This window comes from Microbacterium sp. KU4F (assembly GCF_056868075.1).
Map to the genome: position 1 here is coordinate 1,457,919 of NZ_CP200324.1, position 20,421 is coordinate 1,478,339.

The following is a 20,421-nucleotide window of genomic DNA, read 5'->3' on the forward strand; positions in this document are numbered from 1 at the left end:
GAAGAACGAGCAATCTTCTCCCCGGAAACCTCCGTTTCCGGCCTTGATCTTCACCCACAGTGGTCACACGCCTCGGGACGACGACCGTCCCTTCGATCACAGGAGACCGACATGACCAGCACCGCCCCCTTCGCCCAGGGCCCGCTGCGCGCGGGTGACATGACGCAGACCGCCGCCGAGCTGCAGGAGATCTGGAACACGGATCCCCGCTGGGACGGCGTCGAGCGCACCTACTCGGCCGAGGACGTCATTCGCCTGCGCGGCTCGGTGCGCGAGGAGAACACGCTCGCCCGCCGCGGTGCGGAGAACCTCTGGAACCTCCTGCACACGGAGGACTACATCCGCGCGCTCGGCGCCTACACCGGCGGACAGGCCGTGCAGCAGGTGCGCGCGGGGCTGAAGGCCATCTACCTGTCGGGATGGCAGGTCGCGGCCGACGGCAACCTCGCCGGCCAGACCTACCCCGACCAGAGCCTCTACCCCGCGAACTCCGTGCCCGCGGTCGTGCGCCGCATCAACAACGCGCTCATCCGCCAGGACCAGATCGAGCACGCCGAGGGCGAGATCACGCAGGACTGGCTCGCCCCCATCGTCGCCGATGCCGAGGCCGGCTTCGGCGGCCCGCTCAACGCCTACGAGCTCGCGCAGTCGCTCATCTCGGCCGGTGCCGCCGGCATCCACTGGGAGGACCAGCTGGCCAGCGAGAAGAAGTGCGGCCACCTCGGGGGCAAGGTGCTCGTTCCCACGCAGCAGCACATCCGCACCCTCAACGCCGCGCGCCTGGCGGCGGATGTGGCGGGCGTGCCGACGGTCATCATCGCCCGCACCGATGCTCTCGCCGCCGACCTGCTCACGAGCGACGTCGACCCGCGCGACCAGGAGTTCACGACCGGTGAGCGCACGTCCGAGGGCTTCTATCGGGTGCGACCCGGCATCGACGCGGTCATCAGCCGCGGCCTCGCCTTCGCGCCGTACGCCGACCTCATCTGGGTCGAGACCGGTGAGCCCGACATCGAGCTCGCCCGCGCGTTCGCCGCGGCCGTCCACGAGCGCTACCCCGGCAAGCTCCTGGCCTACAACTGCTCGCCCAGCTTCAACTGGAAGCGACACCTGAGCGACGAGCAGATCGCGACGTTCCAGCAGGACCTCGCGAACCTCGGCTACAAGTTCCAGTTCATCACCCTGGCCGGATTCCACGCCGTCAACTACGCGATGTTCGACCTCGCCGCCGGCTACGCCGAGCGCGCCATGAGCGCCTACGTCGAGCTGCAGGAGGCCGAGTTCGCCGCCGAGGCGCGCGGCTACACCGCCACCCGCCACCAGCGCGAGGCGGGCACCGGCTACTTCGACCACGTCTCGACCGCGCTCAACCCCGACAGCGCGACGTTGGCACTGGCCGGCTCCACCGAGACCGCCCAGTTCCACTGACCCTTCTTCTGTTTCCTCCCGCCTTCGAAAGGCAGTGCCATGACCCCCACCGCAACGGGCTTCGCGCCCGAAAGCACCCGCATCCGCGGCGACGAACGCCACCCCGGCACCGGCCCGATCGCCACCGGGCCCCACACACCGACGATCGAGGTGCGCGGCCCGCTCCGCGCGCGGTACGACGAGATCCTCACCCCCGACGCGCTCGGCTTCCTGGCCGAGCTGCACGACCGCTTCGCCGGGCGCCGGCACGACCGGCTCGCGGACCGGATGCGGCGCCGTTACGAGATCGGCAACGGGCACGACCCCCGTTTCCGCGACGACACGGCCCGCATCCGCGACGATGCGTCATGGCGCGTCGCCGGCGCCGGCCCCGGACTCGAGGACCGCCGGGTGGAGATCACCGGTCCGACCGACCCGAAGATGACGATCAATGCCCTCAACTCGGGCGCGAAGGTGTGGCTGGCCGACCAGGAGGATGCCACGAGCCCCACCTGGCGCAACGTGATCGAGGGGCAGCTGTCGCTGTTCGACGCGATCCGCGGGCAGCTGTCGTTCACGAGCGGCGAGGGCAAGCGCTACGAGGTCACGGCGACCGAGACCCCGACGATCGTGATGCGCCCGCGCGGCTGGCACCTCGTCGAGGAGCACCTCGGGTTCACCGATCGCTCGGGCCGCACGCTGGCAGCATCCGGCTCGCTCGTCGACTTCGGCCTCTACGCGTTCCACAACGCGCACCGGCTGATCGAGAACGGCGCCGGGCCCTACTTCTACATCGCGAAGCTCGAGTCGAGCGAAGAGGCGAAGCTGTGGGACGACGTCTTCAGCTTCACCGAGCGACGGCTGGGTCTCGCACACGGCACGATCCGCGCGACCGTGCTGATCGAGACGCTGCCCGCCGCGTTCGAGATGGAGGAGATCCTCTACGAACTGCGCGACCACTGCGCGGGGCTCAACGCCGGACGCTGGGACTACATCTTCTCGATCATCAAGAACTACCGCGGCCGCGGGGCGCGTTTCGTGCTCCCCGACCGCAGCGAGGTCACGATGACGGTGCCGTTCATGCGCGCCTACACCGAGCTCCTGGTGAAGACGTGCCACAAGCGCGGAGCCTTCGCCATCGGCGGCATGAGCGCCTTCATCCCCAACCGGCGCGACCCCGAGGTCACCGAGCGCGCCTTCGAGAAGGTCGCCGCCGACAAGAAGCGCGAGGCCGGCGACGGCTTCGACGGCACGTGGGTCGCACATCCGGACCTGATCCCCGTGGCCCGTGCGGAGTTCGACGCCGTGCTCGGCGACCGGCCGAACCAGCTGGACCGCCAGCGTGACGACGTCGAGGTGACCGCCGCCCAGCTGATCGACGTGCACATCGGGCGCCCGATCACGGCCGCGGGGGTGCACGGGAACGTCTCGGTCGCCATCCGTTACATGGAGGCGTGGCTCCGCGGACTCGGCGCCGTCGCGATCGACAACCTGATGGAGGATGCGGCGACCGCCGAGATCAGCCGCTCTCAGGTCTGGCAGTGGATCCACCAGGACCGCTCGACCGAGGACGGCACCCGCATCACCCGCGAGTACATCGAGGGTCTGATCGCACAGGTGCTCGGCGAGGTGGAACGGCGCGACGGCGACCGGTTCGACGACGCGGCCGAGGTGTTCCGCGACGTCGCCCTGGGCGCGGAGTTCCCGTCGTTCCTGACGCTCGGCGCGTACTCCCGGTTCCTCGTGGAACGCTGATCCGCCCCGCAATCCCCGGTCGCTTCGCTCCCTGCGGGGCGGCCGGGGATTCTGCGTGCCCGAACTCCTGCAGAAGGCGCACGAAATGCGCCTCGCTGCGGGCGAACACGGTGTTCTGCAGGAGTTCGGACCGCGGCAGCATCCGCACCACCCGCGGGGAGCCGCGGACGTCAGGGGGCGAGGAGGGCGAGCAGCTCGTCCGGAGCGACAGCGGCCCGCAGATCCGGACCCACGAGACGCCCGCACCCGTCGAGTTCCACGGTCGCCGTCGGGCCTCCCGGTGCCATCGGCAGCGGATGCAGGACCACCGTGGATGTGGCCTCCACCTCGCACGTCCCCGCGGGACCCGCCTCGCCGATGAGGGCGAGCGCTCGCGCGGCCCCCTCCCGGTCGAGGTCGTCGACACCCGCGTACGGGAGTACCCCCTGGATGCTCACCACAGCGCCGTCGGCGGGAAGCGACGCCGGGGCGTATCGACAGACCCGCATCCCGGTCACCTCGTCGGCGGAGGGTAGCGGGGGCAGCGGCACGGGGACGGCCGTCGCGCCGGCCTCGGGAAGGACCCGATCGTGGTCGATGTCCGCGCGCGGAAGCGTCTGGGCTACCACCAGGAGACTCGCCGTCGATGCGCAGCCGGCGGCCGTCGCCTCGGCGGACTCGATGAGGCTGCTGCGCTGGAACCGCTCCTCGACGAGGCTGAGCCGCGACACGGCGGCCTCGATGCGCTCCAGGACGTCCAGTCGCGGCTGCGCGCAGCCGTCCGACGGATACGGCACGCGGATGAATCGGCCGTCGGCACCCTCCAGCCACAGCTCCGGACCGATCCACATCGACGCCGGGCAGTCTAAGCCGGGTGCCGCATTCGGCTCGGCGAGGGCCGCGAGCAGCTCGCTCAGATCACCCTCGAACCGTTCGACGCGCGACCCCGACCATGTGCCCTCGGCATCCGTCTGGGTCGTGAACCCGTCGCAGCGGTGGAGCGCCACGGGCTCGAAGCCGTCGGGTACGGCGCCTGCGACCACATCCGGATCCACTCCGCCGAACCCGTCGCCGCAGCGCAGCTCATCAATCGGCACCGCGTCGCCACGCGGCTCGCCCGGCACGAACGGCAGCGCGCCCGCGCACCCGGTGAGCACCGCCGCCAGCAGCACCGCGATGAAGGCCCCCGTCTTCCGCATCCCTCCACGCTACGGATGCGGCACGCGGCCTCGCGCAACGAAGCGCTAACGATCGGCGCCTGAACTCCTGCACATCGCCCGATCAGCCGGCCGCCCCGCGGCGAACGCCCGTTCTGCAGGAGTTCGGGCTCAGTCGCGTGACGCGCGCCCGGCGGCGAACCCGTCGGCGTAGCCGACCTGGCGCCCCATCGCGATCGCCTCGTCGGTGCCGAGACGGAACATGTCGTGCTCGCCCGTGCGGGGCAGGGTCCGCGCGCCGGGAGTGCCGACCTCGTCTGTGACGTAGCGCGACAGCCCGCGAACCACCGCCACGGGACGTCCCGTCGCCTTGCCCTTGACGAGATCCCCCGCCGACGCGATCTCATCGGCGACGACGGGCACCGTCACCACGAGCGGCCGCCCCTGCGCGTCGGTCCCGCCGCGCAGATCGTCGACGACCCGCATCCCCGCCGCACCGATCGCGATGTCGGTCTGTCCGATGCGCCATGCGCGGCCCAGAGTGTCGCTCACGACGATGCCCAGTCGCACCCCGAAGCGCTCCCGCAGCGCGGCACAGAGCGCGCGAGCCGACGCGTCCGGATCGACCGGCAGCAGCAGGATCGTGCCCTCGGGAGTGTTCGAGGCGTCGACGCCGGCCGCGGCTCCCACGACGCCGAGCCGGTTCTCCACGATCCGGGTGGTGCCGCGAACCGCGACGACCCGCACGGTCTCCGCCGTGATCGCGTCCTCACGATCGGATGCGGCCAGCTGGCGCCCCTCCGCCTTCGAGACGATCTTGGAGGTCACGACGAGGATGTCACCGTCGGCGATGCCGTCCGCATCCGCCGCGAGCGCGTCTCCGATGATCGTGGCGAGGTCGTCGCCTGCGACCACCTCAGCGATACCGTCGAGGGCCCAGACCTGCATGCGGGGTGCGCTCACCCGATCATGTTTCCACACCCGCCCGGGCCTTCGGCCCTGCTGCGGCAGGCGCTCCCCCGCTAGGCTCGGAGGGTGACCGAACGCGCTCCCGTCTCCCGCAAGCTCTCCGCCATCGCCGAATCCGCGACCCTCAAGGTCGATGCGAAGGCGAAGGCCCTGCAGGCCGCCGGACGCCCCGTCATCTCCTATGCCGCGGGCGAGCCCGACTTCCCGACGCCGCAGTTCATCGTGGATGCGGCCGCGGAGGCGCTGAAGGACCCGGCGAACTTCCGCTACACGCCCGCCGTGGGTCTTCCCGCGCTGCGCGAGGCGATCGCCGCGAAGACGCTGCGCGACTCCGGCCTCGAGGTCTCGCCGTCGCAGATCATCGTGACCAACGGCGGCAAGCAGTCGGTCTATCAGGCGTTCCAGGCCGTCGTGAACCCGGGCGACGAGGTCCTGCTGCCGGCGCCGTATTGGACGACCTACCCCGAGACCATCCGCCTCGCCGACGGCGTGCCCGTCGAGGTGTTCGCCGGCGCCGACCAGGACTACAAGGTCACGGTCGACCAGCTCGAGGCCGCCCGTACCGAACGCACCACCGTGCTCGTGTTCGTCTCGCCGTCCAACCCCACCGGCAGCGTCTACACGCCGGAAGAGACGCGCGCGATCGGCGAGTGGGCCCTCGCGCACGGCATCTGGGTCATCACCGACGAGATCTACCAGAACCTCGTCTACGAAGGCGCCCGCGCGGTGTCCATCGTCGAGGCCGTGCCGGAGCTGGCCGGCCAGACGATCCTCGTCAACGGCGTCGCGAAGACGTACGCGATGACCGGTTGGCGTGTGGGCTGGATGGTGGGCCCGGCCGACGCGATCAAGGTCGCCGCGAACCTGCAGTCGCACCTGACGAGCAACGTGAACAACATCGCGCAGCGCGCCGCCCTCGCCGCCCTCACGGGCCCGCAGGACGAGGCCGAGGCGATGCGGGTCGCGTTCGACCGTCGCCGCCGCCTCATCGTCGACGAGCTGTCGAAGATCGACGGCGTCACGGTTCCCAACCCGCTCGGCGCGTTCTACGTCTACCCCGACGTGCGCGGCCTGCTGGACCGCGAATGGGGCGGCGTCACCCCGACCACGACGTTGGAGCTCGCCGACCTCATCCTCGAGAAGGCCGAGGTCGCCGTGGTTCCCGGAGAAGCGTTCGGCCCGTCCGGCTACCTGCGCCTCTCGTACGCGCTCGGCGACGACGCCCTGCTCGAGGGCGTGCAGCGCCTGCAGCGCCTGTTCGCCTGACGCAGAGCCCCAGACGGAGCGTTCTCAGCTGCGTCCGAGGGCTTCCGTCAACTCAGCGATCAGACCGCGAGCGGTCTCTCGGGTGGATGCGGTCATCTCGGCCTCGGGGGCATCGATCGCGTGAGCACCCATCGGGCGCCCATCAGAGCCTCCGAGCCGGTGCTCGCGTAGCGCGTGACGTCCTCGAGCTCATCAGCCCAGCCGAGCAGTCCCTCGGTCCGCAGCCGTCCGGCGAACGAACCCAGCTTCGCCCAGAGGTCCTGAGGCATCAGTCGCGGCTGACCCGGGCGGCGTCGGGCGAGGAGTCCGTCGGTACCTCGATCGTGATGCGTGAGCCACCCTCGATCACGCCGTGCCCCTTGTCGGGCGTGGGCGCGGGGATCGGGATCTCCTGCTCCGCCTCCCACACGAGCCGCGCCTCGTGCGCGGACGGGTGGAAGAGCTCGTCGAATCCGAGCAGCCCGCCCGACGAGCCCGCATCCGCACCGTCCGATCGCTGGCGGCGATGGGTGGAGACGCTCACGAGTACGAAGAGCACGGGGACGCTCAGCACGAGGACGATGGTCCCCCACCCCAGCACGTCGCTCATGTCGATGCGTCAGTGCTGGTAGGTGCCGTGGATGATGGCTCGGCCGAGGGTCTTGAACGCGAGGTTGAACGAGACCACGGCGGGTGAGGCGTCCGCATCCACTCCGAGCGTCGGCTCGGACACGGCGTGCACGACGAAGTAGTACCGATGCACCTGGTCGCCCTCCGGCGGCGCGGCGCCCATGAAGCCGGGCTGCCCGCCGTCGTTGCGCACGTGGAAGGCTCCTGCGGGAAGAGCGGCCGACGCGGCTCCGGTGTCGAGGGAGGTGACGGATGCGGGCACGTCCACGAGCACCCAGTGCCAGAAGCCGCTCGGGGTGGGGGCATCGGGGTCGAAGCAGGTGATGACGTAGGACTGCGTCCCCTCGGGCGCACCTGACCACGACAGCTGCGGCGAGGTGTTGCCGAGGGCGGCGACCTGGTCGTCCTTCAGCGGTGCGCCGTCGGCGACATCGTCACTGGTAACGGTGAACGAGGCCACCGCGGGGAGAAGCGGATACGGGTCCGGCGTCTGGGGGCGGGTGAGATCGGTCATGACATCGAGCCTACGCACGGGGCGTATGACTGCACAGGGAGTTGCGGCATCCGCATCCCCCGTGGCCCTCCCACTCGGAACGGCTACAGAAATGCGCACCCGCCACAGACAAGAGCTGTCGCGGATGCGGAAACCTGTCGCATCCGCGCAACAGCGACGCAACTCGGGCACCTGCCGGCTCGGGCACAGACGGGGGCGGCTACGGGCGGGAGGGCTCCGCACAAAGGGCGTCGCCGGCGGCGCTGCGGTAGTAGAGCACGGCGCGACCGTAGCGGGCGCGGTTGAGCAGCCCGGCCCGCGCCATCACCCGCAGGTGCTGGTTGACGGCGGAGGTCGACACCCCGAGCCGCAGCGCGAGATCGGTCGACGATGCGGGTTCGCCGAGCTCGGTCAGCAGGAGCGCGCGCGTGCGGCCGAGCAGGTCGGTGACCGCCGCCGCATCCGGTCCGATCGCGGTGGACCACATCGCCCCCTGGCCGCGCGCGGGGTACATCACGGTCGGCGGCAGGTGGTCGTCGATGGGCGTGGACACGCGCGCGGTGAAGATCGACGGCACGAGCGTCAGGCCGTCGCCGAGGACGGGACGATGACGCACCTGCGGGTTCCACAGCCGCACATCCAGATGCCGGCCGTCGTAGCGCACCGCATCCGAGAGGCCGTTGAGTACGGCGCCGATCCCCGCCTGGGCGGCGATGCGTCCGCGATAGGCGATGTCGGCCTGCATGACGGCGTGCATGCGCGCCCAGTGCGGGGCGAAGCAGAGATCCCACGCCGTCGCGAGCGCGCGCTGCAGCCGGGAGACGACGACATCGTGGCGCCCCTGGAACACGTGCGGGACGCTTCCGTGCACCTTCTCCAGATCCGCGTACAGGTGCGCCCGGCTGATCCGGCCGAGATCGGCGAGCTCGTCCTCCAGGGACGTCAACGGCGACGAGGGGCGGGGGTTCACGAAGTCCGCGACCCACCGCTTGTCGTTCACGAGCGCCAGCAGCATCTCCTCGTCGAGCAGCGACCGCACACCGGCGATGCGCTGGAGCCAGGGACGCTGCAGCGGGAACCAGTCCGGCTCGTAGAGGGCGCGCAGGGCGAGCCCCAGCTCGGACAGCGGCGAGACGCCGAAACGGATGGCGGACACGTCCGCCGCCTCCATCTCGTATCGAATCATGAAGCCATAATCTACATCGATTGCACCCGCTGCGACGCCCCTGCGGGAATGGAACGGTGACGAGCACCACCCCCACCGTTCCCCTGCGCATCCTCATCTCCGACGATCAGACTCTCCGACGTCTGCTGACGATCACGCTGGTCGACACCCTCGGCCGCGGCGCGTTCTTCACGCTGACGACGCTGTATCTGACGCTCATCGTCGGAGTGCCCCCGCTGTCCGTGGGTATCGGGCTTACGATCGCGGGCGCCGTCGGCGTCGCGAGCTCCCTCACCTTCGGACACCTGGCAGACCGCTTCAGCGCCCGCCGGATGCTCCTCTGGCTGCACCTGCTGCAGGGGGCGGCCCTCATCGGATACGTCTTCGTGCACGACCTGCTGACCCTCGTGATCGCCGCATCGCTGGTGACCCTCGCGCAGCAGGGCAACGCCAGCGTGCGCTCGGCCGTCGTCGGGCGCGCGTTCCTTGGCGAGGACCGCGTCCGCATCCGCGCGACGATGCGCACCGTCACCAACGTCGGCATCGGCGTGGGGACCGCGGTCGCCGCGATCCCGCTCGCCCTCGGCACGGCCTTCGCCTTCCAGATCACGATGTCGGTCTCGGGCGCCCTGTTCCTCGTATCCGCGCTGCTGGTCACGGGCCTGTCCGCCGAGCGCGTCGACGTGCGGCGCGCGTCGCCGGTCGAGACGGATGCGGACGCCGCACCGGAGAAGGGCCCGAGCCCCTACCGCGACGCGCGCTTCCTGTCGCTCACCGCGTTCATGGGCGTGTTCGGCATCCAGTTCGGGCTCTTCGAGGTCGGCGTGCCGCTCTGGGTGGTCGCGCACACCGTCGCCCCCGACGTCCTCGTGAGCCCGCTGCTGCTCGTGAACACGGTCGTCGTGGTGCTGCTGCAGGTGCGCATGAGCCGCGGCACCGGCACTTTTGCGGGGGCCGGGCACGCCATGCGCAACGCGGGCGTGCTGATGGTGCTCGCCTGCGCGCTGTGGGCGGGAGCCGAGTGGATCGGCGGCGACGGGTGGGGGCCGATCGCCCTGGCCGCCGTCATTCTGCTGGCGGCAGCTCTCGTGCACTCGCTCGCCGAGATCACCTCGAGCGCCGCCGGCTGGAGCCTGAGCTTCGACCTGGCGTCGCAGGAGCGGATGGGCAGCTACCAGGGCGTCTACGGCACCGGCTACGCCCTCGGGGCGATGATCGCGCCCGCCGTCGTGACGATGACGGCCATCAATCTCGGCACGGCCGGATGGGCGATTCTCGCGGTGATGTTCGGCGCGGCGGCCGCGGGAGTGGTGGTCATCGCCCGCCGCGCCGCGCGGGATGCGGTGACGATCGGCTAGAGCTCGACGCCGACGAGCACGGGCTCGGGCTGGAGGATCAGCCCGAACTCCTGCTGCACCCGCTGCTGGATGAAGCGCGCGAGCTCGGCGATCTCCGCCGCCGTCGCCCCGCCGCGGTTCGTCAATGCAAGGGCATGCTTGCTCGACACCGCAGCGCGGGAGCGGCCGATGCGGAAGCCCTTGCCGATCCCGGCATGCTCGATGAGCCACGCGGCGCTGACCTTCACGTCGATCGAGCGCACCGGCGCCGGGGGGACGTACCCGTCGAACTGGTCGAGCGGGATGACGCGCACCGGCTCGATCTCGGGTTCGAGCGGCCACCTCGGACACTCCGCCGGAAGGGTGCGCGCGAACTCCTGCGACACCACCGCGTTCTGAAAGAACGAACCCGCGGAGCGCGTGTCGGCGTCATCGGGGTCGAGGACCATGCCCTTGCTGCGGCGAGTGGCGAGCACGGTATCGCGAACCTCGGCGAGCGAGACGACCGCATCGGGTGCGAGTCCGAGAGCCCGGCGCAGCTGCTCGCCGCGCACCGGAGCCGCGCCGTGGCCGACCTGCTGCAGTTCGAGGGTCACCGAGAGGATGACGGCACGACGAGCGGCCACCGATCCGTAGTGGTGCTTGAGCACCGAGGTGCGGAAACCGAGGTTGAGTTCGGTGGCGGCGACCGTGGAGACCTCGCCGGTGGATTCGTCGATGAGCTCGACCTCGACGAGGGTCTGCGAGATGTCCTGCCCGTACGCCCCGACGTTCTGCACGGGCGCCGCACCCACGGTGCCGGGGATGCCGCTCATCGCCTCGACGCCGGCGAGCCCCGCCGTCACGGTGTCGGCGACCAGGGCGTCCCAGTCGTGTCCCGCCTGCACGCGCAGTCGCACGAAGCCCTCGCGGGGCGAGGGCAGCCGTTCGATGCCCCGGGTCAGCACCCGCACCACGGTGCCGTCGAAGGGCTCGTCGCCCACCAGGAGGTTCGACCCGCCGCCGAGCACGAACCAGTCGTCGCCGTCGGCCCAGACCTCGCGCAGCGCGCCGATCAGCTCGTCCCGCGACCGCGCCTCGCGCATCCGCGCGGGAGCGGCGCCCGTGGCCAGCGTGGTCAGCTGCGCGAGCGGCAGCGGCTCTACGGCGGTCATGCCTCGCGGGCCACCCGCACCTGCGCCTTGCCCAGCACGGTCGTGTCGGCGTGGGTGACCGTCAGGTCGATGCGCAGCGTCTCGTCGTCGATCTGGCCCACGGTGGCGACGACGCGCACATCGGCTCCCGTCTCGGCATCGACGACCACGGGCCGCGTGAAGCGCACGCCGTACTCGCGGATGCGGCCCGCGTCCCCGAGCCAGGGCACGATCGTCTCGACCGACAGACCCATGGTGAGCATGCCATGGGCGAGGACGCCGGGCAGGCCGACGCGGGCGGCGACGTCATCGCGGAAGTGGATGGGGTTGAAGTCGCCCGATGCGCCCGCATACCGCACGAGCGACTCACGGGTCAGGTGCACGTCGCGCTCGGCGACGACCTGGCCGATCTCGTACGCGGTCATTCCTCGCCTCCGATCAGCAGGATGGATGTGGCAGTCACGACGTGCGCGCCGGCCGCATCCGTCACCTCGGCCTCGCTCGTGACCATGGCGCCCTTGCCCACGGCACGCACGCCCGTCACGCGCAACTGCGCGGTGAGCTCGTCGCCGGCGACGATGGGCCGCGAGTAGCGGAAGCGCTGTTCGGCGTGGATCGTGCGCTCGAGCGCGATCCCCGAGTCGGGCTCGGCCAGCAGCTGCTGCAGCGTGAGGTCCTGGATCACCATCGCGAAGGTCGGCGGCGCCACGACGTCGGCGTAGCCGAGCGCCTGCGCTGCAGCCGGATCGGTGTGCTGCGGGTCGGTGGCGAAGACCGCGCGGGCGAACTCGCGCACCTTCTCACGACCGACGAGGTAGGGCGGTGTCGGCTCGAAGGCGCGCTCGACGAGGGTGGGATTCACGGGCACAGCCCCATCCTACCGAGCGGCCCGGCGGCGCCCGCCGTCAGAAATCGCTCAGCGCTTGCGCCCGCGGACGGCCTTCATCGCCATCTGCGTGCCGATGAAGACGAGGAAGGCGGCGAACAGGATGTTGGCGACGAAGGGATCGAGTAGTGTCGCGATCCACGCTCCCAGCGCCGTGGTCGTGCACGCGGCGACGCCGACGAGGGCAGCCGCGAGGAGGTCGACGTTCTTGCGCCGCAGGTTGCCGATCGTTCCCGACAGGGCGGTGGGGATCATGAAGAGCAGCGACGTGCCCTTCGCCTCCAGGTCGCTCGCGCCGAAGATGAGCACGAGGATCGGGACGACGATCACGCCGCCGCCGACACCGATCAGGCCCGCCATGATGCCCGTGAACACACCCACCACGACGAGGGCGATGCCGGTGACGACCGTCACCTCGATGTGCGCGTCGCGGGAAGGGATGACGAAGAACAGGCTCGCGATCACGACGACGATGAAGGCGACGAAGCCCCAGCGCAGCGCGGTCTGCGAGATCCGCGGGAGCAGCCACGTGCCGATCTGCGCGCCCACGACGGCACCCACTGCGAGCAGGATCGCCGGCACCCACGCGACCGACCCGTGCACGGCGTAGGAGATCACGCCGACGGCGGCCGTCGGCACGATGGCCGCGAGGGAGGTTCCTGCGGCGAGACGCTGGTCGAACTTCAGGAACAGGACCAGCAGCGGAACGATCACGGTGCCGCCGCCCACGCCGAACAGTCCCGACAGGAGGCCCGCCAGCAGCCCGGTCGCGATGCAGGTGAGGATGAAGGCGGGAGTGCGTGGCGCAAGCACGCGTGCGGGGGCGTCGGTCACCGGGAGAGCCTACCGCCGCCCCCGAGGCGTCACTGCACCGACCATCCTCCGTCGGACGCGAGGATCACGCCGTTGATGTTGGCCGCGTCATCCGAGAGCAGGAACGTGATGGATGCGGCGAGCTGCTCCGCCGTGGCCACGGTCGGGATGAGCTGCTCGAAGGGCGCCACCCGGGCGCGCCCGCGCTCGGAGAGGTGCGGCGGAAGGGCGATGCCGGTCGCGACGGCTCCGGGGGCGACCGCGTTCACCCGGATCCCGGCGGGGCCGTACATGAATGCGGCCGACTTGGTGAGCCCGACCACCGCGTGCTTCGAGACCGTGTACGCGTTCCCCGCGGCGTTGCCGCGCAGGCCCGCTTCGGAGGCGACGTTCACGATGGCGCCGCCTCCGGCCGCGGTCATCGCGGGGATCACCGCGCGCGACAGCTTGAACGTGCCCGTGACGTTGACGGACATGACGCGCTCCCACACCGCATCCGTCGTCTCCCCCAGCGGCGAGAAGTCGTCCATGATGCCGGCGACGTTCGCGAGCGCGTCGATCCGCTCGCCGGCGGCCGCGACGATCCGGTCGACGGCCGCCTGGTCGGTGATGTCGCCCGCGACCGCCACGAGCTTCTCCCCGCCGTGCGCCGCCACCAGCTCGTCCAGACGATCGGCGGAGATGTCGACGGCGACGACGCGGCCGTCCTCCCGGAGCACACGCGACGCCACGGCGCGCCCGATCCCGGATGCGGCGCCCGTGACGATCACGGTGCGACCGGCGAAGCGGCCCGCGACCACCCGCTCGACCCACGGCGCAGGGCCCGTCTGCTCGGGCATCGTGCCGCCGTTGGCCTGACGCACGAGGTCGTCGACGACCGACTGCGGCAGCTGACCCTGACTCAGCGCCACGAGCTGCTGAAGCGGCTGCGACCGGACGGGGCCCAGCGCGTCCTCCGTCGTCCCCGAGGATGCGAGCAGTCCGCGGATGAGGTCGCCTCCGACAGGGTGATCCAGCCATTGCGCGATCGTGCTGTTCGCGGTCAACACCACACTCTCCGACATTGCAGAGCCCTTCTCTCGAGCGGGCCGTCGCCGTTCGACGGATAAATCCCGCACGGGAAATACTACGCTCGTGTCGAACGATCCGCCCGTCGAGAAGTACGAACAGGGAGTGAACGTGACTCCAGGCACTCCCCCCGCGCGACGGGGGCGCGGCGAACGCGCGGGCCTCGACCGCGCCGCCATCCTGGATGCCGCGCGGCGCCTGCCCGCGCAGGAGCTCACGATGCAGGGCGTCGCCGACGCCCTCGGGGTCGATCGCAAGGCGCTCCATCACTACGTCCACGGGCGGGAGGGCTTGATGGAGCTGCTCGCCGAAGACGTGTTCCTGACCCGCATCGCCGCGCTCGAGATCCCCTTCGACGCGCCGTGGCCGGATGCCTGTCGCGCCTTCGCCGAGGGGATGCGCCAATCGCTCGTGGCGTCGGGCGCCCTCGTCGAGCACTTCCGCACCCTGTCTCGGGCGACTCTCGGCGCGGTCCGGCCGGCCGAGGTGGTGCTGGAACGTCTGCTCGCCGGCGGCGTCGACGACGTCACCGCCGGGCGCACTCTCCTCCTGCTGACGACCATCGCCACGGGCTTCGCCCGAGAGGAGGTCGCGGCCGCGGGAGCGGGCGGGCACCCGCAGGTCGCGCAGTTCCGCGGGATGCTTCGCGAGACGGGCGCCACGGAGCTCAGCGTGCTGCGCCGGCTCGACGGAAGCGGCTTCGACGCCTACGGCGACGCGCAGTTCGCCTTCGACGTCGATGCCGTCATCGCCGCCGTCGAGACCCGCCTGGCCGAGGTCGAGAACCGCCTCGCCGACTGAGCACCCGTTTGCCGAGCGACACAATTGGATGCGCGCTCGACAAACGGATGCGCGCTCGCCGCGACGCGCGGAGCCTCAGCGCGAGACGCGCCCTACTCGCGGGCGGGATCGAGGGGTGTGAAGCTCGCGAGGCCGCCGCGCTTCAGCAGGCCCACGACCGCGAGCGAGCCGGCCACGGCGAGGAAGATCGGCAGCAGCAGCGAGAAGCCGGTGTTGGTAAACTCGATGATCAGGGCGATCGCGGTGAACGGGGCGCGCATGTTCGCGGCGAGGAAGGCGGCCGCGGCGACGACCGCGAGTCCCGTGCCGCTCGCTCCCGGCCAGAGCAGCGCCCACCCCGCCGCGGCTGCCGCTCCCAGTGCCGCGCCGATCGCGACGGAGGGCTGCAGCGTGCCGCCGATGGCACCCGCCCCGAGGGAGAGCGTGGTCGCGACGTACTTGAGCACCGCGAGGATGAGCAGGAACACGACCGGCTCGCTCAGCTCGAAGCCGGCGGTCGCCAGCGCGCGTCCGTTGCCGAGGATGAGCGGGAAGAACATCCCCACGGCGCCGACGGCGGCGAACACGAGCGGGAGCACGACGAGCAGCTTCCAGCCGGTCGGCCGGAAGGCGCTCAGACGTTTGGTGGCGGCGACGAAACTGGTCGCGACGACTCCCATCAGCGGTCCGACGACGAGTGCCGCGACGAGCAGGGACGCATTGACCTCGATCGATCCCAGGTCGTAGAGCGACTGGTCGCCCACGAGCGGCCGCGCGACCAGGGTCGCGATCGCGCTGACCGCGAGGGCGGTCACGGCGGCGGCGATCGAGAACTCGCCGAGGAGGATCTCCACCGCGAACACCGCGCCACCCAGCGGCACGTTGTAGACGGCCGCAAGACCCGCGCCCGCGGCCGAGGCGATCAGGATGCGGCGCCAGCGCGGCGTCAGGCGGAACCAGCCGACGACCTTCGACGACGCCATCGCGGCGAGCTCGCGCGGGGCGACCTCTTTGCCGATCGATGCGCCCAGCGCCACGGAGACGACCTGCAGCACGGTGTCGACGAGGGTCTCCAGTACCGGCATCCGTCGCCCGTCGACACCCTGCTCGACGCTCGCGACGGGCCTGCCGAAGCGGCGGATGAGATACCAGCCGACGGCCGCGATGACGCCGGCGGCACTGACCGTGACCAGCGGCAGCCAGAACTCGGATGGCGCGGCGAGACCATCGAGGAAGGGGCCCGGACCCTCGCCCCAGACGAGGTGCTCGATCGAATGGACGACCCAGACCAGCAGCAGCACCGCGAGCCCCGTGCCGACTCCGGCGAGGAGGGTCGCCGCACCGATCCGTGTGAGGTGGCCGACGGCCGGGCGGAGCCGGGTCGCGTTCACCGCAGCGTACGCCGGGAGCTGACCTGACCGGTGTCGAAGCCCATCAAGTGCAGACCGCCGTGGAAGCGCGCGTGCTCGATCTTGATGCAGCGGTCCATGACCACGGTCAGACCCTTGCTCTCGCCGTACCGCGCCGCATCCTCGTTCCAGATTCCGAGCTGCACCCAGACGGTGGGCGCGCCGATCGCGATCGCGTCGTCGATGACGGAGGGGATGTCGTCGGCCCGGCGGAAGACGTCGACGATGTCGGGCACCTCCGGGAGCGAGGCGAGATCGGGGTAGGCCGGCTGACCGAGGATCTCGGTGGCGTTCGGGTTCACGAAGTACACCCGGTAGGCGCCGGACTGCAGGAGGTACGTGCCGACGAAGTAGCTCGATCGGGCCGGATTCGCGGAGGCGCCGACGATCGCGATGCTCTTGGCGGCGCGGAGGATCGCGAGGCGTTCCTTCGCGCCCGGCCCCTCCCACGTGCGCTGCGAGCGCAGCAGCTTGGCGAGGGGCGAGCTGGCGGGCAGGGCGCACGTCAGCCCGTTCGGCAGGCGGGTCTCGACGGTCTCCTCGGCGGCGGTCACGTCGTTCATCATGCCTCCTGCGCGGCGGCGAGGGCTTGGTCGAGGTCGTAGATGATGTCGTCGACGTCCTCGATGCCGACGCTGATGCGCACGAGCCCCGGCAGCACGCCGCCGTCGATGAGCTGCTGCTCGGTCAGCTGCGCGTGGGTCGTGGACGCGGGGTGGATGACGAGCGTCTTCGCGTCGCCGATGTTGGCGAGATGACTGGCGAGATCGACCGACTCGATGAAGGTGCGACCCGCCGCGCGGCCACCCTTGACCCCGAAGCTGAAGACGGCGCCGGGGCCCTCCGGGAGGTACTTCTTGGCGCGGTCGTGGTGGATGTGGCCCGGAAGCCCCGCCCAGGTGACGTACTCCACGCGCGGGTCGGCGTCGAGCCATTCGGCCACGGCGCGCGCGTTGTCGACGTGCGCCTTCATGCGGTACGGCAGCGTCTCGACGCCCTGGGCGAGCAGAAAGGCCGAGTGCGGGGCGAGCGCCGGGCCGATGTCGCGCAGTTGTTCGGCGCGCAGGCGCGTGAGGAAGGCGTACTCTCCGAAGTTGCCCGACCACTCGAGCCCGCCGTAGCTCGACACCGGCTCGGTGAACAGGGGGAAGCGCTCGCTCGACCAGTCGAAGCGACCCGACTCGACGACGACGCCGCCGAGAGAGGTGCCGTGGCCGCCGAGGAACTTGGTGGCCGAGTGCACGACGATGTCGGCGCCCCACTCGATCGGACGGCAGAGATACGGCGTCGCGACCGTCGAGTCGATCACGAGCGGCACGCCGTCAGCGTGAGCGACCGCCGCGAGCCCTTCGATGTCGGCGATCTCGCCCGAGGGGTTCGCCACGGTCTCGGCGAACACCGCCTTGGTGCGGTCGGTGATGGCGGCGGCGTAGTCGGCGGGATCCGCCGAGGCGACGAACGTCGTCTCCACCCCGAAGCGGCGCAGCGTCACATCGAGCTGCGTGATCGAGCCGCCGTAGAGGTTGGCGCTGGCCACGATGTGATCGCCCGCACCCGCGAGCGAGGCGAAGGTGATGAACTGCGCCGACAGCCCGCTCGAGGTGGCCACGGCTCCGAGGCCCTGCTCGAGCGAGGCGATGCGCTCCTCGAAAGAGGCGGTCGTGGGGTTCGCCAGGCGGCTGTAGATATTGCCGTACTTCTGCAGCGCGAAGCGCGCGGCCGCATCCTCCGTGTCGTCGAAGACGAACGCCGTGGACTGGTAGATCGGCAGCGCGCGGGCGCCGGTGACGGCGTCGGGGATGTTGCCGGCGTGGATGGCGCGCGTGCGGAAGCCGTATTCGCGGTCGGCCATGAAGGGCCCTTTCGAAGGGGGATGCGGGTTTCCCGCAGCCTACCGGCCGCTCGGCGCGGCCCCGAGTCGTGTGTCGGCATGCGTCGGCGCACCCGCGCCGGTCGCTATCGTCGGTGGCATGGACGACTGGACCGAGGGCGCAGCCGAGGCGCTGGACCGGCTGACCGAGTCGGGGCTCGGCACACCGTGGACCGGCACCGCCCGCATCCTGTCGGCGACGCCGCCGTCGTCTCGGCGGCGCTACCAGAGCTGCACGGTCGAGTTGGCCCTCGCGGCGGAGGGCTTCGAGGGTGCGACCGCGTCGGCCGAGGTCGTGATCGACACCCGATACTGGCCGGAGCCCGGCACGGTTCTGCCTGCGCGCTTCTCCCGCACGCTTCCGCGCACGCTCGACGTGGACTGGGAACGGCTGCGCTCAGCGCGGTGACAGCGACGGCGCCTCTCGGATACCGAACACGTGCGTGAGCGCGCTGCGCGCCGCCCACCATCCGCCGAGGCCGTGGACTCCCGGGCCGGGCGAGGTCGACGCCGAGCACAGGTAGACCCCCGGAAGCGGTGTGCGCCAGGGGTCGCTGCGCAGCACGGGGCGCTTGAGCAACTGGGCGACGTCGGGAGTGCCCGCGGCGATATCGCCGCCGGGATAGTTCGGATTGTGGCGGGCGAGGTCCACCGCGGTGCGTGAGCGCGCGGCGAGGATCGTGTCGCGGAAGCCGGGCGCGAAGCGTTCGATCTGAGCGACGACCGCCTCCTCCCGGTCGACGTCGCTGCCGGCGGGGACGTGGGTGTAGGCCCACAGGGTGTGTGCGCCGTCGGGAGCGCGCGTGCGGTCGAACAGCGAGGGCTGGGAGATGAGCACATACGGACGCTCCGGCATCCGCCCGTGCACGACGTCGTTCTCGGCGGCGGCGATCTCCGCACGGGTTCCGCCCAGGTGCACCGTGCCCGCCTGCGCCACCGCGGGATCCGCCCACGGGACGGGCGCGGAGAGCGCGAAGTCGACCTTCGCGACGGCGGCGCCGTAACGGAACCGGCCGAGCGCGGCCCGGTACGAGGGCGGCAGGTCGTCGCCGGCGATGCGCAGGAGAGCCGCGGGCGTGACATCCAGCAGGACCGCACGAGCCGCAGGCAGTTCGGACAGCGAGCGCACCTCATGGTCGCGCACGACCTCGACGCCGTGATCGCGCAGATCCGCCACCATCGCGTCGACGATCGCCTGGCTGCCGCCGATCGGGATCGGCCACCCGCGTGCGTGAGCGTAGGCGCCCAGTGCCAGCCCGGCCCCGGATGCGGCGAGGCTCGGCTGGGGCAGGATCGAGTGCGAGGCCACGCCGGTGACGAGCGCGGGCGCCGCGTCCTCGCGGAACCGCCACCCCCACAGCCGTGACCCCTGGTCGAGCACGCGCACGCCGAATCGCGCGGCGAACGCGGGGTCGGCGGGGACGCGCAGCAGCGGTCCGCCGGTCAGCTCGGCCAGCTGGCGGGTGTTCTCGGCGAGCGGGCGCATGAGCCGCGCGTAGGCGGCGCCGTCGCGCCCCAGCTCCTCAGCCGTGCGGTCGAGGTCCCGGTATGCGAGCGCCGCACGCCCGCCGTCGAGGGGATGCGCGAATGAGAGCTCGGGGACGACGAAGTCGACGCGTTCGGTGAGGCCGAAGGACCGGAAGAAGGCGGACTCGAACGCGAGCGGATGCACGGCCGAGCACACATCGTGGAGGAACCCCGGCAGCGTCAGCCCCGCCGAGGACGCGCCGCCGCCGAGGGTCGCGGCGCGCTCGTAGACGCGGACCGAGAGTCCGGCTCTGGCGAGGGTCACGGCGGCGGCGAGTCCGTTCGGACCCGACCCGACCACGATGACGTCGAGATCGCTCACTCTTCGATCATCCCCCTCTCGCGGCCCGACCCTCCGCCAGGAACGCCAATCGTTGCAGGGTCTCGGCGTTACGCAGGTGCAGCGGGGGGTTCAGGATCCACCGCGGGATCCATGCTCCGGGGCCGGCGACGGCGTCCTCCGTGATGCGAACCAGGCATCCGTCCTCGCTCGGTCGCACCTCGATCAGCACGCGCGCCTCGCCCATGGGCCAGCCGCGCGCACGGAGCACGATCCGCCGCGGCGCGTCGTACTCGCGCACCTCGGTGGTGTCGTCGATCAGCACGGGCCAGACGCCGAACGAGTGGTGCAGCTGCGCCTCTTCGGCCGGCCAGCCATTGTCGACCGACCGCATCCGGGAGGCTCCGACCACCCACGAGGGGTACAGCCAGCCGTCCGCCATCACGGCGAAGACCTCTTCGGGCGTGCAGGACATGCGACGGACATTGCGTGACATGGGCGGCCTCCGATCGTCGTGG

At 71.2% G+C, this 20,421-nt stretch carries 22 protein-coding genes; 6 read left to right on the forward strand and 16 right to left on the reverse strand.

Annotated elements, in window-relative coordinates; genetic code table 11:
• Window positions 1-111 precede the first annotated feature (111 nt).
• On the forward strand, window positions 112-1,428 hold the full coding sequence (aceA, locus tag AC1VNH_RS07380) for an isocitrate lyase (protein ID WP_483110635.1): 1,317 nt from the start codon (window positions 112-114) through the stop codon (window positions 1,426-1,428).
• Between the two features lie 39 nt (window positions 1,429-1,467).
• The gene (gene aceB, locus AC1VNH_RS07385) at window positions 1,468-3,162 is read left to right on the forward strand and encodes a malate synthase A (protein WP_483110637.1); all 1,695 of its coding nucleotides are present in this window, start codon (window positions 1,468-1,470) and stop codon (window positions 3,160-3,162) included.
• A 170-nt stretch (window positions 3,163-3,332) separates the two neighbouring features.
• Here aceB and AC1VNH_RS07390 read toward each other — a convergent pair whose 3' ends face one another.
• The gene (locus AC1VNH_RS07390; protein WP_483110638.1) at window positions 3,333-4,340 is read right to left on the reverse strand and encodes a hypothetical protein; all 1,008 of its coding nucleotides are present in this window, start codon (window positions 4,338-4,340) and stop codon (window positions 3,333-3,335) included.
• A gap of 129 nt (window positions 4,341-4,469) precedes the next feature.
• On the reverse strand, window positions 4,470-5,261 hold the full coding sequence (locus tag AC1VNH_RS07395; protein WP_483110639.1) for a coenzyme F420-0:L-glutamate ligase: 792 nt from the start codon (window positions 5,259-5,261) through the stop codon (window positions 4,470-4,472).
• 72 nt (window positions 5,262-5,333) lie between these two features.
• Between AC1VNH_RS07395 and AC1VNH_RS07400 the strand changes: the two genes are divergently transcribed.
• Window positions 5,334-6,533 carry a pyridoxal phosphate-dependent aminotransferase gene (locus AC1VNH_RS07400; protein WP_483110640.1) on the forward strand — a complete coding sequence of 400 codons (1,200 nt, stop codon included), beginning with the start codon at window positions 5,334-5,336 and terminating at the stop codon, window positions 6,531-6,533.
• Between the two features lie 92 nt (window positions 6,534-6,625).
• Here the strand turns inward: AC1VNH_RS07400 and AC1VNH_RS07405 are convergent, their stop codons facing one another.
• The 4 genes from AC1VNH_RS07405 to AC1VNH_RS07420 form a co-directional block, all read right to left on the reverse strand.
• On the reverse strand, window positions 6,626-6,802 hold the full coding sequence (locus tag AC1VNH_RS07405; RefSeq protein ID WP_483110642.1) for a hypothetical protein: 177 nt from the start codon (window positions 6,800-6,802) through the stop codon (window positions 6,626-6,628).
• A complete protein-coding gene (locus AC1VNH_RS07410; RefSeq protein WP_483110643.1) occupies window positions 6,802-7,122 on the reverse strand; it encodes a hypothetical protein in 321 nt (106 codons plus the stop codon). The genes AC1VNH_RS07405 and AC1VNH_RS07410 overlap by 1 nt, the downstream gene beginning before the upstream one ends.
• A 9-nt stretch (window positions 7,123-7,131) precedes the next feature.
• Window positions 7,132-7,656: a YbhB/YbcL family Raf kinase inhibitor-like protein gene (locus tag AC1VNH_RS07415; protein WP_483110644.1), complete on the reverse strand. Its 525-nt coding sequence runs from the start codon at window positions 7,654-7,656 to the stop codon at window positions 7,132-7,134.
• A gap of 199 nt (window positions 7,657-7,855) precedes the next feature.
• Window positions 7,856-8,821: an ArsR/SmtB family transcription factor gene (locus tag AC1VNH_RS07420; protein ID WP_483110645.1), complete on the reverse strand. Its 966-nt coding sequence runs from the start codon at window positions 8,819-8,821 to the stop codon at window positions 7,856-7,858.
• A 56-nt stretch (window positions 8,822-8,877) separates the two neighbouring features.
• Between AC1VNH_RS07420 and AC1VNH_RS07425 the strand changes: the two genes are divergently transcribed.
• Complete coding sequence (locus tag AC1VNH_RS07425; RefSeq protein ID WP_483110646.1) at window positions 8,878-10,158, forward strand: MFS transporter; 1,281 nt, start codon at window positions 8,878-8,880, stop codon at window positions 10,156-10,158.
• On the opposite strand, the gene AC1VNH_RS07430 is transcribed toward AC1VNH_RS07425, so the two are convergent.
• The 5 genes from AC1VNH_RS07430 to AC1VNH_RS07450 are packed head-to-tail and all read right to left on the reverse strand — an operon-like array spanning window position 10,155 to window position 14,033.
• The gene (locus AC1VNH_RS07430) at window positions 10,155-11,291 is read right to left on the reverse strand and encodes a UDP-N-acetylmuramate dehydrogenase (RefSeq protein ID WP_483110647.1); all 1,137 of its coding nucleotides are present in this window, start codon (window positions 11,289-11,291) and stop codon (window positions 10,155-10,157) included. The genes AC1VNH_RS07425 and AC1VNH_RS07430 overlap by 4 nt on opposite strands.
• Window positions 11,288-11,695, reverse strand: a complete 408-nt coding sequence (locus AC1VNH_RS07435; protein WP_137417869.1) for a MaoC/PaaZ C-terminal domain-containing protein — start codon at window positions 11,693-11,695, stop codon at window positions 11,288-11,290. Before AC1VNH_RS07435 ends, AC1VNH_RS07430 begins: the two co-directional genes overlap by 4 nt.
• Window positions 11,692-12,138 (reverse strand): FAS1-like dehydratase domain-containing protein, encoded by a 447-nt coding sequence (locus AC1VNH_RS07440; RefSeq protein WP_483110649.1) that lies wholly within the window; start codon window positions 12,136-12,138, stop codon window positions 11,692-11,694. The genes AC1VNH_RS07435 and AC1VNH_RS07440 overlap by 4 nt, the downstream gene beginning before the upstream one ends.
• Window positions 12,139-12,186: 48 nt before the next feature.
• Window positions 12,187-12,990, reverse strand: coding sequence for a sulfite exporter TauE/SafE family protein (locus AC1VNH_RS07445; protein ID WP_483110650.1), 804 nt, complete (start codon window positions 12,988-12,990; stop codon window positions 12,187-12,189).
• Between the two features lie 29 nt (window positions 12,991-13,019).
• Window positions 13,020-14,033: an SDR family NAD(P)-dependent oxidoreductase gene (locus tag AC1VNH_RS07450; protein WP_483110652.1), complete on the reverse strand. Its 1,014-nt coding sequence runs from the start codon at window positions 14,031-14,033 to the stop codon at window positions 13,020-13,022.
• Between the two features lie 70 nt (window positions 14,034-14,103).
• Between AC1VNH_RS07450 and AC1VNH_RS07455 the strand changes: the two genes are divergently transcribed.
• Window positions 14,104-14,838, forward strand: a complete 735-nt coding sequence (locus tag AC1VNH_RS07455) for a TetR/AcrR family transcriptional regulator (RefSeq protein ID WP_483110653.1) — start codon at window positions 14,104-14,106, stop codon at window positions 14,836-14,838.
• Window positions 14,839-14,930: 92 nt separating this feature from the next.
• Here AC1VNH_RS07455 and AC1VNH_RS07460 read toward each other — a convergent pair whose 3' ends face one another.
• The 3 genes from AC1VNH_RS07460 to AC1VNH_RS07470 are packed head-to-tail and all read right to left on the reverse strand — an operon-like array spanning window position 14,931 to window position 18,078.
• A complete protein-coding gene (locus AC1VNH_RS07460) occupies window positions 14,931-16,208 on the reverse strand; it encodes a chloride channel protein (RefSeq protein WP_483110654.1) in 1,278 nt (425 codons plus the stop codon).
• Window positions 16,205-16,789 carry a CoA-binding protein gene (locus AC1VNH_RS07465; RefSeq protein ID WP_483110656.1) on the reverse strand — a complete coding sequence of 195 codons (585 nt, stop codon included), beginning with the start codon at window positions 16,787-16,789 and terminating at the stop codon, window positions 16,205-16,207. Before AC1VNH_RS07465 ends, AC1VNH_RS07460 begins: the two co-directional genes overlap by 4 nt.
• Window positions 16,789-18,078: an O-acetylhomoserine aminocarboxypropyltransferase/cysteine synthase family protein gene (locus AC1VNH_RS07470; protein WP_483110657.1), complete on the reverse strand. Its 1,290-nt coding sequence runs from the start codon at window positions 18,076-18,078 to the stop codon at window positions 16,789-16,791. The genes AC1VNH_RS07465 and AC1VNH_RS07470 overlap by 1 nt, the downstream gene beginning before the upstream one ends.
• 118 nt (window positions 18,079-18,196) lie before the next feature.
• On the opposite strand from AC1VNH_RS07470, the gene AC1VNH_RS07475 reads away from it, so the two are divergent.
• Complete coding sequence (locus AC1VNH_RS07475) at window positions 18,197-18,505, forward strand: hypothetical protein (RefSeq protein ID WP_483110658.1); 309 nt, start codon at window positions 18,197-18,199, stop codon at window positions 18,503-18,505.
• On the opposite strand, the gene AC1VNH_RS07480 is transcribed toward AC1VNH_RS07475, so the two are convergent.
• Together AC1VNH_RS07480 and AC1VNH_RS07485 are read right to left on the reverse strand one after the other, a co-directional pair.
• A complete protein-coding gene (locus tag AC1VNH_RS07480) occupies window positions 18,494-19,945 on the reverse strand; it encodes a phytoene desaturase family protein (protein ID WP_483110659.1) in 1,452 nt (483 codons plus the stop codon). The genes AC1VNH_RS07475 and AC1VNH_RS07480 overlap by 12 nt on opposite strands.
• Window positions 19,946-19,952: 7 nt before the next feature.
• Window positions 19,953-20,399 carry an SRPBCC family protein gene (locus AC1VNH_RS07485; RefSeq protein ID WP_483110660.1) on the reverse strand — a complete coding sequence of 149 codons (447 nt, stop codon included), beginning with the start codon at window positions 20,397-20,399 and terminating at the stop codon, window positions 19,953-19,955.
• Window positions 20,400-20,421: the final 22 nt, after the last annotated feature.

What these genes read in the sequence shown, in the direction of transcription:
- aceA (WP_483110635.1), top strand. Translation starts at nt 112, where the DNA reads ATGACCAGCACCGCCCCCTTCGCCCAGGGCCCGCTGCGCGCGGGTGAC.
- aceB (WP_483110637.1), top strand. Translation starts at nt 1,468, where the DNA reads ATGACCCCCACCGCAACGGGCTTCGCGCCCGAAAGCACCCGCATCCGC.
- AC1VNH_RS07390 (WP_483110638.1), bottom strand. Translation starts at nt 4,340, where the DNA reads ATGCGGAAGACGGGGGCCTTCATCGCGGTGCTGCTGGCGGCGGTGCTC.
- AC1VNH_RS07405 (WP_483110642.1), bottom strand. Translation starts at nt 6,802, where the DNA reads ATGCCTCAGGACCTCTGGGCGAAGCTGGGTTCGTTCGCCGGACGGCTG.
- AC1VNH_RS07410 (WP_483110643.1), bottom strand. Translation starts at nt 7,122, where the DNA reads ATGAGCGACGTGCTGGGGTGGGGGACCATCGTCCTCGTGCTGAGCGTC.
- AC1VNH_RS07415 (WP_483110644.1), bottom strand. Translation starts at nt 7,656, where the DNA reads ATGACCGATCTCACCCGCCCCCAGACGCCGGACCCGTATCCGCTTCTC.
- AC1VNH_RS07420 (WP_483110645.1), bottom strand. Translation starts at nt 8,821, where the DNA reads ATGATTCGATACGAGATGGAGGCGGCGGACGTGTCCGCCATCCGTTTC.
- AC1VNH_RS07430 (WP_483110647.1), bottom strand. Translation starts at nt 11,291, where the DNA reads ATGACCGCCGTAGAGCCGCTGCCGCTCGCGCAGCTGACCACGCTGGCC.
- AC1VNH_RS07435 (WP_137417869.1), bottom strand. Translation starts at nt 11,695, where the DNA reads ATGACCGCGTACGAGATCGGCCAGGTCGTCGCCGAGCGCGACGTGCAC.
- AC1VNH_RS07450 (WP_483110652.1), bottom strand. Translation starts at nt 14,033, where the DNA reads ATGTCGGAGAGTGTGGTGTTGACCGCGAACAGCACGATCGCGCAATGG.
- AC1VNH_RS07465 (WP_483110656.1), bottom strand. Translation starts at nt 16,789, where the DNA reads ATGAACGACGTGACCGCCGCCGAGGAGACCGTCGAGACCCGCCTGCCG.
- AC1VNH_RS07470 (WP_483110657.1), bottom strand. Translation starts at nt 18,078, where the DNA reads ATGGCCGACCGCGAATACGGCTTCCGCACGCGCGCCATCCACGCCGGC.
- AC1VNH_RS07475 (WP_483110658.1), top strand. Translation starts at nt 18,197, where the DNA reads ATGGACGACTGGACCGAGGGCGCAGCCGAGGCGCTGGACCGGCTGACC.
- AC1VNH_RS07485 (WP_483110660.1), bottom strand. Translation starts at nt 20,399, where the DNA reads ATGTCACGCAATGTCCGTCGCATGTCCTGCACGCCCGAAGAGGTCTTC.